Source organism: Halomonas sp. HP20-15, assembly GCF_033446685.1.
Lineage (GTDB): Bacteria > Pseudomonadota > Gammaproteobacteria > Pseudomonadales > Halomonadaceae > Modicisalibacter.
In genome coordinates, this window is record NZ_JAWQLY010000002.1 from 293542 (window position 1) to 307791 (window position 14250).

The window sequence follows — 14250 nt, forward strand, 5'->3', positions numbered from 1 at the left end:
ATACTTCACCAGGGCAGCATGGACGGCATCATGCGCGTGTAAAGATTGAGTATGATCCACAACGTGCCGCCGACCATGATGACGAGAATAAGCGTGGTGAAGAGTATCAGGTGCAGGTCTTCACGCTTTTGCCTGGCTAACGAGACATGCAGGAAAAAGCGAAAGTGCACGACGACTTGTATCAATGCGCAAGCCCCGATCACCGACCACTGAGTCACCGGTGTCAGGTCGCTCCAGGCGACGATCGCAAACGGGGTCAGCGTCAATATCAGCGCGAGTACATAACCGATCACGTACGAACGCAGTTCACTTGAGCGCTCGCTTTTCTGCTGTTCTGACAAGTCCTGGCGTGTCATACGAGCCCTCCCAAGTAGACGACCGAGAAGATTCCGATCCAGACGATATCCAGGAAGTGCCAGAGAATGCCGAGGCGCAGTAGCCCGGTCTTTACTCCGGTATCCAGGCCATGGACGGCTATCTGACCGAGCAGCGTCAGCAACCAGAGGCAGGCGCCGGTCACGTGAAGGCCATGCAGCGAGACCAGCGCATAGAAGGCGGAAAGAAAACCGCTACGGCTCGGCACGCCGTCTTTTGCCGCCATCAGATGAAAATCGTGCAGCTCGAGACCGACGAAGGTGAGCCCAAGCGCCAAGGTGAGCACCAGCCAGCCGAGTAGCCGCCCCTTGGTTCGGCCATACTTGAGCGAGAGCGAGGCCATGCCGAAGGTAAAGCTGCTGGCCAGCAACAGCATCGTTTCGAGAAAGGCGCTCTTGATCTCGAAGAGTTCATGGGGGCCCGGCCCGCCGGCCATGCCGCCCAACATCACGACATACGTGGCGAACAGCAACGCGAAGGTGATGAGGTCGCTCATCATGAACACCCAGAAGCCGAACACCAGGCTTTCGCTGGCGTTGTTGGCTTCCTCGTGCATGTCGCCGAGATTGAGCCCCGGGTGTCTGTTGATCCTGGCAGTCATTGCACGGCTCCTTCCACGGGGGGCACCGCAAGGCCCTGGTTGGCCGTGTCGCGCTCGTCGGCGCGCTTGATGGCCTGGGCGTGGGCCACCTGATCGAGCCAACGCTCATGAGTGCGGCGGACCTCGTCGGCGCCAATGATCCGCGTGGTACGACGCACGAAGCTACGCCCGATCAGCGCTGCCAGACCGATCAGCCCGCCGCCGATCACCAGCCACCACATGTACCACACCAGGCCGAAGGCCATCAGAAAGCTGACGACGGCTAGAATTGGCCCCAGCGCGCTGTTGGCGGGCATTTCGATATTGGCGTAGCTCTTCGGTCGCTGGTAGGCCTGGCCGCGGTCCTTCTCGCTCAGGAAGGGGTCGCGGCTGGCGATCTGGGGGATCACCGGGAAGTTGTATTCCGGCGGGGGCGAGGACGTCGACCACTCGAGACTGAATCCATCCCAGGGGTCGCCGACGGGTGCCGCATAGTCGGATCGCCGGCGAATGCTCACGCCGAGCTGCATGACCAGGCTGAACAGGGCGAACAGGACCACCAGCGCGCCGACGCCGGCGATGATGGTCCACGGCAGGTACGCCGGCTCGAAGAACGCGACCTTGCGCCGTGGCATCCCCAGCAGTCCCAGCGCATAGAGCGGAAAGAACGCCAGTATGAAGCCGATGATCCATGAATAGGCGGCGCGGTAACCCCAGCGTTCGTTGAGGCGAAAGCCGAAGGCCTTGGGAAACCAGAAGTTGTAGCCGGCCAGCATGCCGAACAGCATCCCCGGGACCAGCATGTTGTGGAAATGCGCTATCAGGAACAGCGTGTTATGGACCTGATAATCGATGCTCGGATTGGCGAGTATGATGCCCGTCAGCCCGCCGATGACGAACAGCATGATGAAGCCGATCGCATAGACCATGGGAATGGTCAGGCGTATCCGGCCTCGATACATCGTCAACATCCAGTCATAGACTTTCACGCCGGTGGGTATGCCTATCAGCATGGTGGCTATACCGAAGACGGCGTTGACGCTGGCGTCCTGCCCCATGGTGAAGAAGTGGTGCAGCCATACGGTGAAGGAGAGTGCCGAGATGCTGATGGTGGCGATAACCAGGGTCTTGTAGCCGTAGATGCGCTTGCCCGAGAAGGTCGAAAAGACCTCGGAGAACACCCCGAACGCGGGCAGGATGAGGATATAGACCTCGGGGTGACCGAACGCCCAGAACAGGTTGACGTAGTTCATCATGTTGCCACCGAGATCGGTGGTGAAGAAGTGGAAGTCCAGGTAACGATCGAGCGCCAGCAGGGCGGTCGCCACGGTGAGCGGGGGCATGCCGAAGATCATCAGGATCGCCGTGGTCAGGGCCGTCCAGCAGAACAGCGGCATGCGCATGAGATGCATGCCCGGCGCGCGCTTCTTGTAGATCGTCACCGCGAAGTTGATGCCGGTCATCGTCGAGCTGAGCGTCGACAGCGTGACCGCCCAGATCCAGTAATCGACCCCCGCACCGGGACTGTAGGGACTTTCGGTGAAGGGTGGATAGCCACTCCAGCCGCCGGTGGAAAACGGCGTTAGCACCAGCGAGACCATGACCAGCGCGGCACCGGCCGCGGTAAGCGCGAGACTGATCGAGTTCATCACCGGAAAAGCCAGATCGCGGGCGCCGATCTGTAGCGGCATGATGTAGTTGATGAGCCCGGTGAGAAACGGCATGGCCATGAAGAAGATCATGATCGTGCCGTGGGTGGTGAAGAACTCGCCGAAATGCTCGGGCGACAGGAAACCGCCTTCCAGCCCCACGCTCTGCTGGGCGCGCATGAATACGGCTTCGATGATCGCCCGGGCGAGCATGACGAAAGCGACCACGATGAACATGATGCCGATCTTCTTGTGATCGACGCTGGTCAGCCATTCGCTCCACAGCATGCGCCATTTGCCGAACCAGGTGATCAGGATCACCAGCGCTAGCGCACCGAACACGACCAGGGACGCGGCGCCGGTGACGATCGTGCCGTTGATGATGTTGAACGTCGTCGGTTCCTGGAGCATCTCCCAGAAGGGCAGGGCATCCCAGCCGAGCCTGCCGAGAAGGATATCCAGAAGATGGCTCATTGAACTTTCTCCTTCTTGAACGGAACGATGGGCGCGCCGGCCGGCGCCTCGAGCGTGGCGGGTATATTCTCGGCTGCCATGGCGGCGGGCTCGGAGGCCAGCAGGGCCTGGACGACCAGTGGCCCATCGACGATGGCCTCGAACAGCCCCTCGGGCACGTGCGAGAAGCGGATCAGACCATCGGAAGCCTTGCCGTTTAACGCCCGTTCCGCCTCACGAAGCGTGCTGTGATGCTTGAAGATCGCATAATGCTCGCTACCCATCGGAATGCCTGCTTCACGCGTTGCCTCGACGAAATCGTTGAACGTCTGCGGCTCGAGGGCCTCGGCGGTGAAGCGCTGCTCGTGAAAGTGCTTGCCGTTGTACTGGGCGTTCTGGCCGCGAAACGCGCCCGGTCCATCCGCCGCCAGGTGCAATCGGGTGACCATGTTGTTCATGGCGTAGATCTGGCTACCCAATGCCGGCACGAAGAATGACTGCATTACCGTAGTCGAGGTCAGCTCGAGGGCCAGTGGGCGGTCGGCGGGAAAGACCAGCTTGCCTGCGGTGGCGATGCCCTGCTCGGGATAGATGAAGAGCCATTTCCAGTCGTAGCCCACGACCTGGACGCGCAACGGCTCCTTGGCGGAGGGCAACGGCTGGTATGGATCGAGTTCATGCGTCGCCGTCCACAGCACATAGCTCAGGACGGCCACGATCAGAAAGGGCAGCCCCCAGATGAGCCACTCCATCTTCTTGGAGAACGTCCAGCGGGGACGATAGACGGCCGTACCGCCGTAGCGATAGCGCCACACCAGCCAGGGCGTGAGTACGATGACCGGCAATACCACGACCATCGACAGCGCCACTACGAACCAGTAGTGACTGCGTTGTGCCGCAGCGACAGGCCCTTGTGGATCCAGGAAACCCAAGTGCTCACCACTGCATCCCGTGAGCGTGGCGAAGATGAGCAACAGCAGGCCAGCGTAGCAACCCCGCGCGGGATGAACCGGCCATACGGGTCGGCCATGACTCTTCATAGGATTTCCTCAGCTAGGAGCCGAGTGGCTATGGGGCATTTTGGACAGGAAAACATGTAATGACGGAGGACAGCCATGGCGCCTATGCGTGATCTATCGGTGTATCTCCGAGCCGAGTCGCCAGGCGAAGCCCTCGCTGCCCGCTTCCGAGCGCTTGAAAATAGGCAGGAACAGCTGGCGACCTCGACCCGATACAGATTTGAATGGTGTTGTGGCTCAGCGTCCAGCGCAGATGCCACGGGCCGGACCCTGATCAGGCAATGAGCCAGTTATCACCCGTCTCGACGCGCCGAATCGGCCTCTTCCGAGGCGTCGTCGATATGACGCTTCCTTTCCTTCTGTTCACTCGCCTGGGCGCCTGGCACAGGCGTCTGGTCGATCGAGGTGTTATGCCCCGGCGTATTGCGTGAGTCGCGGGATTTCTCATTATCGACATTGGCATCAGGCCGATAAACTTCAGCGTCTTGCCCTTTCGTGGGCTGAGCTTCGGCTGCTCCTTCGGGCCTGTCCTTGTCAACGAGGCGACGGCTCTTTTCCCTTTCGGTAGAGCGCTTGCCGTCTGCGCTACCCGCATCCTTTCCATTGGATTCCGACATGATTCTTCCTTGTTGCAACTCGGCAAGAGACTCTAGAAGGGTAGTATCCGAATTGCCGAAAGGGCAAGTGCCGAGAGTGGCGAGGGCCCCTATATGAACCGTCATTTCAGAACGAGACGACCCCGGGCCATTGGGTGGCAAGGTTCGATGAAAGACATTGAAAAGTTTGCGATATGATAAGTTAATACCTTAAGAATTTTAAGAATTCACTTTGTTTGAACGGCCTTCAATGCATATAAACGGTCTCCACATGGCTGTACATAATCGCGGTTAAAAAAGATGCTTTTTGACATTTTTGTTATGTGGCTCGTTATTTACGGTGAGCCGCGTGGGCAGCATTTATCAATGCTGTTCACGTAAGTCAGGCTAAAAGGAGAGCCAGTGTTCAAGAAACGACTCATCACAACAGCCGTCTCGATTGCACTCAGCAAGCGCGGGGCCTTGAGTCGAAAGGAAAACAGAACCTCAGGCTAATTTCTGCCCTAGGCTTAAACCAGCAGCTTCTGTTCAGTGGAAGCCAAGGTGGCCAGCGCCAGGGTGGTCAGCAGGAACAGGAAGAGGAAGACGGCTTGTTCTAAAAGCCGAACGTTTAAAAGCAGCCGGCGCTATGTCGGCTGCTTTTTATGGGGATTCGTTAACTAACAATCCTTGCTACACCTCTAACCTTGCATGGTTATGCGATTATTGACTTCATGGTCTCGTTCCGGCGACTTATCGTTAAGTGCGGTTCGCTTGGCTGTCGTCAGCTTTCAGCGGCGAGCTGAGCGACTCACAGACAAAAACTGCCCGCCAGGTTACTGGTGGGCAGTTGATATAGATGCAAGGATTATTCGTACTTGCTCCACTGATTGGCGCCATTAGGAACGGCGTCCTTGATCTGCTTGCTTCTGGTCTTGCTGATTTCCTTGCTCTTCTTGTCAGCTTCCTCCTCGGTTCTCGCTCCTTCGCCCGGCTGCTGATCCAGCAGCCCGTTGGTGGAGTTCACCAGGCTCTGCGGATCGTCCACATACTGCCAGGGCTCGCCCAGCAGCGGGCTTTCACCTTCGTTCCATGGACCTTTCGCTTCCTCTCCCTTGGACATGTTGAAATACAGGTTGCTGTACCGCGGATCGCCCTGCATGACGCCCGGCGGGAAATTGGGTTCCAATGTGGCGAGTGCGGCTTCGAACATCTGCTGGTGAGCGATCTCGCGTGTCATCAGGAATTGCAGCGTTTCCTTGACCGCAGGATCGTTCGTGAACTGCATCAGATATTCATAGACGATCTTGGCACGCGACTCTGCAGCGATATTCGAGCGCATGTCGACCGTAGGATCGCCATTGGCGTCGACATAGGAACCCGACCAGGGCACCCCCTGGCTATTGGTAAGCACGGGGCTGCCGCCACTCAAAGCCAGGAACTGCGGATTGACCAAGGCTTCATGGATCATGCTTTCTTTCTCGGCCTTCCCGCCACCGACAAGCTGCATTATCTCGGATTGCTCAGAAATATCCTTGAGTTCACCGTTAACGCCGTTGAGCAGCATCTGGATGGTTGCGCCGACGATTTCCAGGTGACTGAACTCTTCAGTGGCAATGTCCATGAGCATGTCATACTGCTTGGGGTAGGGCTGGCGTACAGAAAAAGCCTGAATGAAATACTGCATTGCCGCCTTGAGTTCGCCATTCATCCCACCGAACTGTTCGAGAAGCAAACTAGCGAACTTGGGGTCCGGGCCAGATACTCGAGCGTTGAATTGCAGCTCCTTTGCATGATGGAACATAAAGTTCCTCCTTCTTCGATTTTTGATTTCGCTACCGTCGTGTGCCCTTGTTTAGCGTAGACACAGGGCTTGGTTTTTTAAATGGAAAATGAAGGCAAAGAGTTTAACCTAAATTTAAATTATCTCCGACGACAATGCTGGGCTGTACCGATAAATCGGCCATGATAGGTGTTGCTTCGCAGTATGCTGATAAAAGTTAATAACATGAGTTAATGGCTAGGCCGTGTTTATCTACTACCTTACTAAATGCTGGGCAGGATGCCTCAGCGCGAAGTTGTAAACTTCTTTGATTGTGGTCGATAAGCCCTGCAAGGGGCTGCCAAGGAGGCGGTAATGAAAGCTGCAGAGAAGCGATTACTCGAGTGGCTGCGTGATGCTCATGCCATGGAAGAGCAAGCAGAGCAGATGCTGAAAGCCCAGGCCAGCCGCATCGAGCATTACCCGGAAATCAAGCAGCGCATCGAGCGTCATATCGAAGAAACGCGGGCGCAGAGCCAAAGGATCGAGGGCTGTATCGCGCGTTACGATGAAAGCTCGTCCTTTCTGAAAGACGCTACCGGAAGAATGTCGGCGATGGGTCAGGCGGTTGGCGGTATGTTCAGCGGCGATGAGATCGTCAAGGGCTGCATCGCCGGCTATACCTTCGAGCAACTGGAGATTTCTTCTTACAAGGTTCTGATCGCAACGGCGCAAGAAGCCGGCGATATGGAAACCAAGCGAGTCTGCGAAGAAATCCTCGAGGAGGAGAAGGCCATGGCCGCTTGGCTGGACGAGCACATGCCTCAGACGGTACAGCAGTACCTGCAACGCGACGCAGACTCGAGCGATACGGCCAAACGCTGAGCCGCGCATAAGCCGTTAGCACGGCAGTTCGGCTCTGACATTTGACAAAGCGGCCCGGCTATAATATGCCGGGCCGCTTATTGTGTAGCTGGGCGTTTATGAGTTAGAGACAAAAAAATAGGATCGGCAATAGCCGATCCTATTTATTCATGTGAGTGCTGGTTTCTAAAGGCGGTTTTTCAAGATGCTGGCGGCCTTATCACCATGCTCTGAGTAAAAGCGCTGTAGCTCTTCAAAAAACTTGGCCGCTTCATCGTCATTATCACGCTGGGCATCGCTAGCGTACTGCTTGCAGTTTTCCGAGCCCTGAGCGAGATGGTAGATAGAACTAATCAAGTTATAGTTCTTATCTTTCACTGGGTTGGCCATAACTAAGCTCCTTTCCTTGAACCTCATAGTCGACTCTCGGCACGTCCTTGTGCTCGGCACATCCTTGTGCTTGTGCGCTTTCCATGTCGAGTTGGCAGAATTAGTTAGCTGTTGCGACCACCTTTCTGGCCAGCCTCTGAGGCTTTTTCGCGGTCATTGGCAAAGTTGCCACCGCTTTGCTTACCGCCTTTCTGACCTGCCTCAGAAGCCTTTTCTGGATCATTGGCAAAGTTGCCGCTGCTCTGTTGGCCACCTTTCTTGCCGGCTTCGGAAGCTTTTTCGGGGTCATTGGCGAAATTCCCCCCGCTATGCTGCCCGCCTTTGTGGCCGGCTTCAGCAGCTTTCTGAGGGTCGTTGGCGAAATTCCCGCCGCTGTGCTCGCCGCCTTTCTGGCCAGCTTTGGATGCACGCTTGGGATCTTCTGCGAAGTTACCAGAACCGCCACGATGTTCAGCCATGACAATACTCCTTTTACTCTGGTGTATGTGCGCTTGCCTTACTTGGAAGGCGTTGCGTCACTTCACTTTCGATATGCCACTTTTCCGTGTGACACTCTTAACGCTAGCTATGCGGTGCGGTTTAGGCAAATCCTGGTATGTAAAAAAAGGCAAAGATCGATGTCTGTTTTTTAATATAAAGCCTTTTTTAACCCAAGTTATTTATATAGGATAAAGTTTTCGACCACACATATAAAAATGTGAATAAACATCGCTTGCGAAGCGATAAAGCTTTTCTCGAATGCTGTCTTTCACTGGCCGGGTTTGATGCCGGGCTCGCTTGCCTCGTCGATACCGCATAGGCAGCGGGCACTTTTCTCATCGAATGCATAGTCGCTCTGCAGACCGGTACAGATGCCGGTGCGCTCCGCCCGTGGGCGATGTTGGCTGGCCTTGCGCTTGCCGTTCAGCGCGGTAACGGTCAGTTCGACACCGATGATCGCCCGGCACATGGCCTCGATGTAGTCACGGGGCGCATCGTCCAGGCTCCATGGTTGCGGACGGGAATGCTCGAAGCGTTGGGTCAGGGCCGCGACGATGCGCTCGAGCCACGCGGGGTCGTCGATGAATCGCAACTGGCCGTGCGCGTGGACGACTTGGTAATTCCAAGTCGGCACCACGCGGCCATGCTCGCGCTTGGCGGGATACCAGCTCGGCGTTATATAGGCCTGCGGCCCATGGAAGATCGCCAGCGCTGCCCGTTCGCCACCATGCCAGAGCGGATTGGCGCGCGCGATATGGCCGCGCAGCACGCCGTGGTCGCCCGCCTCGGGCGCCAGCAGTAGCGGCAGATGGTCGGCTTCGAGACCGCCACCGTCGACGCTGACCAGCGTTGCGAAGGGATGGGCACGGATGACGCCATGCAGTTGCTCGGGCTCGGTCATCGCAAAACGTTCGGGCAGGTACATGCCGGCTCCTGTGGTTAGGGCGATCGTCAATCGAGGGTCAGCGTATAGCCGTGGAAGGCGTCGTTGCGCTGCCATCCCAGCGACTCGTAGAGCGCCTGGGCGGCCTTGTTGTGAGTCTGGGTACTGAGCGTCAGGCGAGGAACGCCGTGCTCGCGGGCGAGTGTCGCGGCGGCCTGCATCAAGGCGCGACCGATACCGCGGCCGCGCGCCTCGGGGTGCACATACAGATCGTTGAGTAGCCAGCGCGGCGCGAGGCTCACGGTGGAGAGCACCGGGTAGAGCTGCACGAAGCCGCTCAGCGCACCGGCTTGCCCGGCATGAACCAGCAGGCGCGAATCGGCCGCGCCCAGGCGCTGGGCGAGAAACGCCCGCGCGGCGGCTGGGTCGCTCGGCTGCGCATAGAAGCGGCGATAATCGTCGAGCAGTTGGCTCAGCGGCTCGAGGTCGGACACCGTGGCGGAACGTATGGCGCTCATTGGGCTCTCCTGCCGGTCGGAAGAGGGATGACAGGGTTCCAGTGTCGGCGCATAGTGGTTTGCCGGTAAGAGCCAATTACGAGCATATCGAGGGAACCAGTGACCATCGAGCGCAGGCGTAGCGAGTGGATCGTCGAGGCCTTGGCCCTGCGGCTGAACCAGCATCGGGACGAGCCGGCGACCCTGGCGCAGCGCCTCTATACGCCGTTGCGCGGCTGGATCCAGCAGGGCGAGTTGACCGCCGGCGAGGCTTTGCCGTCGTCGCGTCGGCTGGCGCGAGCGCTCGGCATCGGCCGCAATACCGTGCTCACGGCCATGGAGCGCCTGGCGGCGGAGGGGTTCGTGGTGGCCCGCCAGGGGGCGGGCCTGAGCGTCGCCGATCTCGGCCCGCTGCCGGTGGCGCCGGCGCCGCGGGCCGCCATGGTCGAGGCGCCGCCGCTGTCCGGCCGCGGCCAGCGGCTGCTCGATTTCTGCGCGACCCTGAGCGGCGGCCATCGCGCCTTTGCCCCGGGTGTGCCGGCGCTCGATCTGTTTCCCCGCGAACGCTGGCAGCGGCTGTTGCGTCGCCACCAGCAGCGTTCACCCACCGACTGGTTCGACTACCGCAGCCAGGGCGGTCTGCCGGCGCTGAAGTCGGCGCTGTGCGATTACCTGCGCCTATCGCGCTCGGTACGCTGTCATCCGGAGCAGATCCTGATCACCCAGGGCGCCCAGCAGGGCTTCGAACTAATCACCCGGCTGCTGGCGGATGCCGGCGATACGGCGTGGATCGAGGAGCCCGGCTACGGGGGCGCGCAGGCCTGCTTCGCGATGGCCGGGTTGGCGATGCAGCCAATCCCCGTCGACGCGGCGGGAATCGACCCGGAGCAGGCGGCGGGTCCGCCGCCGCGCTTGATCTACGTGACACCATCGCACCAGTACCCGCTCGGGGTCACCCTGTCGCTGAACCGGCGGCTGGCGCTGTTGAAGACGGCCGAACGCCACCGCGCCTGGCTCATCGAGGACGACTACGACAGCGAGTTTCGCTATACCAGCGCGCCACTAGCCTCGCTGCAGGGGCTCGCCGAGGGCGCGCCGGTGATCTATGTCGGCACCTTCAGCAAGGTGCTCTATCCCGGCCTGCGACTGGGCTATCTGGTGCTGCCCGAGCCACTGGTCGAGGTGTTCCGCCGGGCCAGCGCCCGCTTGCATCGCGAAGGGCAGTACGTCGTGCAGGCGGCGCTGGCCGAGTTCATCGAGGCCGGGCATTTCGCCCGCCACGTGGCACGCATGAAAAGCGCCTATCGCCAGCGTCAGGCGTGGCTACGCCAGGCCCTGGCCCCGGCGGTGGCCCAGGGGCTCGAGCTGTCGTCGGGACACGCCGGCATGCATCTGGTCGCCCGGCTCGCCTCGCTCGAACAGGAGCAACGGCTGGTCGATACCGGCCACGCCGCCGAGGTGGCGTTGTCGCCGCTGTCGCGCTACTACCTGGGCCCGGGCCGGCCGGGACTGGTGCTGGGCTACGCGGGCAGCGATGAAGGCGAGATCGCGCGCGCGGGCGGCTGGCTGAGCCGGGCCTGGCTGGACCTGCGCAGCCGCTGAGGCCAAGCGGTGGTCAGGGCTCGGGCATGGCCGTGAGATAGGGCAACGGCGCGGGGCGGGGTGCACTGGCGACCGCCTCGACGCGCGCGATGGCGCGCTCGCGAGAGGCCCGCAGATGCTGCTTGAGCGCCTTGGCGGCGAGTGCGGTGTGGCCGGCTTCCAGCGCCTCGAAGATGCTCAGGTGCTCGGGCAGGAACGGTTCGGTCGCGTAGAGCGGCGGCGTCCAGCGGTACAGGAAGCTATGCGCCACCAGCAACGAGTGGTAGAAACGGATCGCCTGGAGCATCTCTTGATTGGGGCAGGCCCCCAACAGCTCGGTATGCAGATCGCTTTCCAGCCGGTCGAGTTCGTGCCCGGCCAGCGTCGAGGCTCTCGCCATGGCCGCGCGCAGCCGGTCGGCCATGGCCGCGATCCGCTCCGGGGCGACGTGCGGGACGGCCCGCGACAACGCGGCCGGCTCCAGCACCTCGCGCATCTCGTAGACCTCGTTGACGTGCGCCGGGGTTAGCGCCGGGGCGTGCCAGCGCGAATGGCCGGCCTTGCGCACGATGCCGCGCTGCTGCAGGCGTGCCATCACCTCGCGCGCCACCGTACGGCTAACGCCATGGTAGCGGGCCAGCTCGCTCTCGATGACCCGCCAGTCGCCGAAGGCGGTGCGCGGGACGATCTCGTCGACCACTTCCGCGTAGATCTTCTCCCAGCTGGGTTGGCTGGCCAGCGCCTGAGGCTGGCGCGCGGTGCCTGGCCGGGGTGGGGCGTGATGCGCCGCACATACGCGAAACCCCCGCCCGGGACGACGTTCGACCAGGCCTTCGGCGGCCAGCGCCATCAGCGCCTGGCGCACCGGCGCGCGACTGATCCCGAAGCGCGTGGCCAGGACCGTCTCGGCGAGGCGCTCCCGAGCGGCGAGCTGACCGCTGCGAATCTCCTCGGCGAGGATCGCCCGGACCCGCTCGTGGAGGCGGGGCGCAGTACCGCGAGGCGCAGCGTGATCGGTTGACTCGGTCATGGTGAATGTTCGCTTCGACCCAGGGGCTGATAATGCCGACGGAGGCGGTGGCCGTGTTCGGTTCGCATTGCATTCTTCCATGCCCGGCGCGGACTCGAAAGGACTCGCTGGCGAGCTCCTCGACTTTGGTTGCAAGACCGCCTGTCCCGCTTGCGAGGCCGGTGATCGCTGTCTAACGTACACATTAGACAATATGGCGATGCGCATCAGCGTGGTGCGCCCACGACAACAGCGCGGCGGAGGAAGCATGGCGGCACGCCTGAACGGTAAGCGAGCGGTAGTGACTGGAGCCGGCCAGGGCATCGGTCGAGCGGTGGCTCTGGCCTTTGCGGCCGAAGGTGCGCAGGTGATCGCCGCGAGCCGAACCCGGGCCAAGATGGCCGATCTCCCCGAGCAGGCGCCGGGAATCACCATCGCCGAGCTGGACGTTACCGATGCCGCGGCCGTGGCGGCACTGCTCGGTGGCGAGCGCGTCGACATCCTCTTCAACTGCGCCGGCTGGGTGCATGACGGCACCCTGCTCGACTGCGATGCCGAGGACTGGCAGCGCAGCTTCGACCAGAACGTGACCTCGATCTATCACACCCTGCGTGCGGTGCTGCCCGGCATGCTCGAGCGAGGGAGCGGCTCGATCATCAATGTCGCCTCGGTGGCCTCGAGCATTAGCGGCGTGCCGCGCCGCGCCGCCTATGGCGCCGCCAAGGCGGCGGTGATCGGCCTCACCAAGGCGGTGGCGCGCGATGTCATCGGCAACGGCGTACGCTGCAACGCGCTGTGTCCTGGCACCACCCTGTCGCCGTCGCTCGAAGCGCGTATCGCGGCCACCCCCGACCCCGAGGCCACGCGGCGCGAGTTCATCGCCCGCCAGCCGATGGGCCGCCTGGGCAGCGTCGAGGAGATGGCCGCCACGGCGGTATGGCTGGGCAGCGATGAATCCGGCTTCACCACCGGCACCACCATCGTCATCGACGGAGGGCAGACGCTATGAGCCCGACCACGCATGACCCACGGCGGGTGGATGCCGCGCACCTCGAGCACTTCATTCGCGACGTTCTGGCCCGGATCGCCGACGAGGCGACCGCGGACGCCGCCACTCGGGCGATGATGCACGGCTCGCGGTTGGGCATCGATAGCCACGGCGCGCGCCTGCTGCAGCACTACGTGACGGTCATGGAGGCCGGACGCGTCAATCCTCGCCCCGAGCTGCGCCTGGAAGCGGGTATCGGCGCCACCGCGGTGCTCGATGCCGACGACGGCCACGGCGCGCTGGCCGCGTATCGGGCGATGGATGAGGCCGTCGCCCTGGCCGGGCGGCAGGGCATCGGCGCGGTGGCGATCCGGCGCAGTTCGCATTTCGGCCCCGCCGGGGCCTATGCCCTGGCGGCCGCCGAGCGGGGCTATATCGGCCTGGCATTCTGTAACTCGGATAGCTTCGTGCGCCTGCACGAAGGCAAGACCCGCTTTCACGGCACCAACCCGATCGCCGCCGCGGTGCCTGCCGCCGGCCAGCGCCCATGGCTGCTCGACATGGCGACCAGCGCCATCCCCTACAACCGCGTGAAGCTATACCGCAGCCTGGCCCAGGTCCTGCCCGAGGGCGTCGCCTCGGACGTGGAAGGGCGTGATGTGCGCGACGCCGAGCAGGCCGAGATGCTCGCCCCGCTGGGCGGTGCCTTCGGCTTCAAGGGCGCCGGGCTCGGCGGCCTGGTGGAGATTCTCAGCGCGGTGCTGACGGGCATGAAGCTGAGCTTCGACATCGCGCCGATGCCCGGCCCCGACCTCAGCACGCCGCGCGGGCTCGGCGCCTTCGTGCTGGCGCTCGATCCGGCGGCCTTCGTGGCGCCGGTCACCTTCGAGGCGGGCATGGCGCGCTACCTGGATATCCTGCGCGCCTCGCCGGCAATCGACGGCGGTGCGGTGATGGCGCCGGGCGACCGCGAATGGCGCGAGGCCGCCGAGCGCGAGCATCGCGGCATTCCGCTCGACCCCGATACGCTGGCCCACTTTGCGGCACTGGCCGAGCGCTTCGGCCTGGCCTGGCCGCCCGACAGCGAGCGGGGCACGCCATGACGCCGCGGATACCGACAACACGCACCGCCAACAACAACAACC

At 61.8% G+C, this 14250-nt stretch carries 14 protein-coding genes and 2 pseudogenes; 4 read left to right on the top strand and 12 right to left on the bottom strand.

Features of this window, described 5'->3' with window-relative positions:
* Positions 1 to 5: 5 nt before the first annotated feature.
* The 6 genes from cyoD to R6258_RS03765 all read right to left on the bottom strand — a co-directional run bounded on the left by cyoD (position 6) and on the right by R6258_RS03765 (position 6455).
* A complete protein-coding gene (gene cyoD, locus R6258_RS03740; protein ID WP_318447572.1) occupies positions 6 to 356 on the bottom strand; it encodes a cytochrome o ubiquinol oxidase subunit IV in 351 nt (116 codons plus the stop codon).
* Entirely contained in the window at positions 353 to 976 is a 624-nt protein-coding gene (locus R6258_RS03745) for a cytochrome c oxidase subunit 3 (protein ID WP_318447575.1), read from the bottom strand. The genes cyoD and R6258_RS03745 overlap by 4 nt, the downstream gene beginning before the upstream one ends.
* On the bottom strand, positions 973 to 3078 hold the full coding sequence (locus R6258_RS03750; protein ID WP_318447584.1) for a cbb3-type cytochrome c oxidase subunit I: 2106 nt from the start codon (positions 3076 to 3078) through the stop codon (positions 973 to 975). Before R6258_RS03750 ends, R6258_RS03745 begins: the two co-directional genes overlap by 4 nt.
* Positions 3075 to 4097 carry a ubiquinol oxidase subunit II gene (locus tag R6258_RS03755; RefSeq protein WP_318447587.1) on the bottom strand — a complete coding sequence of 341 codons (1023 nt, stop codon included), beginning with the start codon at positions 4095 to 4097 and terminating at the stop codon, positions 3075 to 3077. The genes R6258_RS03750 and R6258_RS03755 overlap by 4 nt, the downstream gene beginning before the upstream one ends.
* A gap of 272 nt (positions 4098 to 4369) precedes the next feature.
* Positions 4370 to 4693, bottom strand: a complete 324-nt coding sequence (locus R6258_RS03760; RefSeq protein WP_318447593.1) for a hypothetical protein — start codon at positions 4691 to 4693, stop codon at positions 4370 to 4372.
* Positions 4694 to 5519: 826 nt separating this feature from the next.
* Complete coding sequence (locus tag R6258_RS03765) at positions 5520 to 6455, bottom strand: manganese catalase family protein (protein WP_318447595.1); 936 nt, start codon at positions 6453 to 6455, stop codon at positions 5520 to 5522.
* A gap of 333 nt (positions 6456 to 6788) precedes the next feature.
* On the opposite strand from R6258_RS03765, the gene R6258_RS03770 reads away from it, so the two are divergent.
* Entirely contained in the window at positions 6789 to 7298 is a 510-nt protein-coding gene (locus R6258_RS03770) for a ferritin-like domain-containing protein (protein WP_318447598.1), read from the top strand.
* A 165-nt stretch (positions 7299 to 7463) separates the two neighbouring features.
* Here R6258_RS03770 and R6258_RS03775 read toward each other — a convergent pair whose 3' ends face one another.
* The 5 genes and pseudogenes from R6258_RS03775 to R6258_RS03795 form a co-directional block, all read right to left on the bottom strand.
* Complete coding sequence (locus tag R6258_RS03775; RefSeq protein WP_318447601.1) at positions 7464 to 7667, bottom strand: hypothetical protein; 204 nt, start codon at positions 7665 to 7667, stop codon at positions 7464 to 7466.
* Between the two features lie 104 nt (positions 7668 to 7771).
* A pseudogene (locus R6258_RS03780) lies at positions 7772 to 7897 on the bottom strand (general stress protein); the annotation flags it as partial.
* A gap of 9 nt (positions 7898 to 7906) precedes the next feature.
* Positions 7907 to 8125 (bottom strand): annotated as a pseudogene (locus R6258_RS03785) (general stress protein); the annotation flags it as partial.
* A gap of 290 nt (positions 8126 to 8415) precedes the next feature.
* Positions 8416 to 9072: an FMN-binding negative transcriptional regulator gene (locus R6258_RS03790; protein ID WP_318447604.1), complete on the bottom strand. Its 657-nt coding sequence runs from the start codon at positions 9070 to 9072 to the stop codon at positions 8416 to 8418.
* A 26-nt stretch (positions 9073 to 9098) separates the two neighbouring features.
* Positions 9099 to 9548, bottom strand: coding sequence for a GNAT family N-acetyltransferase (locus tag R6258_RS03795; RefSeq protein WP_318447607.1), 450 nt, complete (start codon positions 9546 to 9548; stop codon positions 9099 to 9101).
* Positions 9549 to 9647: 99 nt separating this feature from the next.
* Here R6258_RS03795 and R6258_RS03800 point away from each other — a divergent pair, with 99 nt between their 5' ends.
* Positions 9648 to 11129, top strand: a complete 1482-nt coding sequence (locus R6258_RS03800) for a PLP-dependent aminotransferase family protein (protein ID WP_318447609.1) — start codon at positions 9648 to 9650, stop codon at positions 11127 to 11129.
* A 13-nt stretch (positions 11130 to 11142) separates the two neighbouring features.
* On the opposite strand, the gene R6258_RS03805 is transcribed toward R6258_RS03800, so the two are convergent.
* Positions 11143 to 12138 carry a GntR family transcriptional regulator gene (locus tag R6258_RS03805; RefSeq protein WP_318447611.1) on the bottom strand — a complete coding sequence of 332 codons (996 nt, stop codon included), beginning with the start codon at positions 12136 to 12138 and terminating at the stop codon, positions 11143 to 11145.
* Between the two features lie 247 nt (positions 12139 to 12385).
* On the opposite strand from R6258_RS03805, the gene R6258_RS03810 reads away from it, so the two are divergent.
* Complete coding sequence (locus R6258_RS03810) at positions 12386 to 13126, top strand: SDR family oxidoreductase (protein ID WP_318447619.1); 741 nt, start codon at positions 12386 to 12388, stop codon at positions 13124 to 13126.
* The gene (locus tag R6258_RS03815; RefSeq protein ID WP_318447622.1) at positions 13123 to 14208 is read left to right on the top strand and encodes an Ldh family oxidoreductase; all 1086 of its coding nucleotides are present in this window, start codon (positions 13123 to 13125) and stop codon (positions 14206 to 14208) included. Before R6258_RS03810 ends, R6258_RS03815 begins: the two co-directional genes overlap by 4 nt.
* Positions 14209 to 14250 lie beyond the last annotated feature (42 nt).

Coding starts and splice junctions, on each gene's coding strand:
- R6258_RS03745 (WP_318447575.1), bottom strand. CDS start 976: ATGACTGCCAGGATCAACAGACACCCGGGGCTCAATCTCGGCGACATG.
- R6258_RS03790 (WP_318447604.1), bottom strand. CDS start 9,072: ATGTACCTGCCCGAACGTTTTGCGATGACCGAGCCCGAGCAACTGCAT.
- R6258_RS03775 (WP_318447601.1), bottom strand. CDS start 7,667: ATGGCCAACCCAGTGAAAGATAAGAACTATAACTTGATTAGTTCTATC.
- R6258_RS03770 (WP_318447598.1), top strand. CDS start 6,789: ATGAAAGCTGCAGAGAAGCGATTACTCGAGTGGCTGCGTGATGCTCAT.
- R6258_RS03795 (WP_318447607.1), bottom strand. CDS start 9,548: ATGAGCGCCATACGTTCCGCCACGGTGTCCGACCTCGAGCCGCTGAGC.
- R6258_RS03760 (WP_318447593.1), bottom strand. CDS start 4,693: ATGTCGGAATCCAATGGAAAGGATGCGGGTAGCGCAGACGGCAAGCGC.
- R6258_RS03805 (WP_318447611.1), bottom strand. CDS start 12,138: ATGACCGAGTCAACCGATCACGCTGCGCCTCGCGGTACTGCGCCCCGC.
- R6258_RS03815 (WP_318447622.1), top strand. CDS start 13,123: ATGAGCCCGACCACGCATGACCCACGGCGGGTGGATGCCGCGCACCTC.
- R6258_RS03765 (WP_318447595.1), bottom strand. CDS start 6,455: ATGTTCCATCATGCAAAGGAGCTGCAATTCAACGCTCGAGTATCTGGC.
- cyoD (WP_318447572.1), bottom strand. CDS start 356: ATGACACGCCAGGACTTGTCAGAACAGCAGAAAAGCGAGCGCTCAAGT.
- R6258_RS03810 (WP_318447619.1), top strand. CDS start 12,386: ATGGCGGCACGCCTGAACGGTAAGCGAGCGGTAGTGACTGGAGCCGGC.
- R6258_RS03750 (WP_318447584.1), bottom strand. CDS start 3,078: ATGAGCCATCTTCTGGATATCCTTCTCGGCAGGCTCGGCTGGGATGCC.
- R6258_RS03755 (WP_318447587.1), bottom strand. CDS start 4,097: ATGAAGAGTCATGGCCGACCCGTATGGCCGGTTCATCCCGCGCGGGGT.